The organism is Ruegeria sp. AP12 (genome assembly GCF_056540025.1).
The window spans coordinates 1-710 of sequence record NZ_JBQFVZ010000207.1 but is presented as its reverse complement, the minus strand read 5'-3'; the positions used below and the strand labels follow the sequence as shown (position 1 = coordinate 710).

General features: G+C 60.7%; 1 protein-coding gene. It reads left to right on the top strand.

Annotation, left to right across the window (positions count from 1 at the left end):
• Positions 1 to 508, top strand: a 508-nt coding sequence (locus ACR0E6_RS22305) for an SDR family NAD(P)-dependent oxidoreductase (RefSeq protein WP_480587484.1), incomplete at its 5' end; no start/stop codon positions are given.
• Positions 509 to 710 lie beyond the last annotated feature (202 nt).

Sequence of the window (710 nt, the reverse complement as noted above, 5' to 3'; positions counted from 1 at the left end):
CACGCTTGAGGAATGGAACCAGAGCTTCGCTGTAAACTGCACCGGAACCTTCCTGACATCGAAATACGCCTTGCCCCTGATGCGCGCGGCGGCGAAAACCGGCACTTCGGCCAGCATCATCAATTTTGGCAGCTATGATGGGTTCATCGCCGATCCCGGCCTTGCGGCCTATTGTGCCACCAAAGGCGCGGTGCATGCGCTGACCCGCGCCATGGCCTGTGACCACGGCCCTGAGGGTATCCGCGTAAACGCTATCTGCCCGGGCTATATCGACACACCAATGCTGCAAAGCTTCTTTTCCGGCGACGGGTCCGGCGGCGGTGGCAAGTCGATTGATGAGCTGCAACAGGCGGTGCGTGACGTTCACCCGATGCGCACCTATGGCACGCCCGAGGACATCGCGAACCTGGTCAACTGGCTCGCCTCGGACGAGGCCCGCTATGCGAGCGGTCAACTTTGGGTACTGGACGGCGGACTGTCTGCGCAAGTCCAGCAGATGAGACTTTGATGTCAGAAGCGCTGCGCTCTCAAGAGCCGGAGGTCGCTGCTGGGATGCCTCTGTTCGCGTTTGGAGAGATGGCTTGGCGAAAGCCGATCTGGGGCATGCCAGAGAGCCCACGCCACCTCTTAGTTGTCCCTAAGACCTTCGAGGAGCCAATCACGTGACCAAGCCCGTCATCATCACCTGCGCCCCTACAGGCGGCATTCAC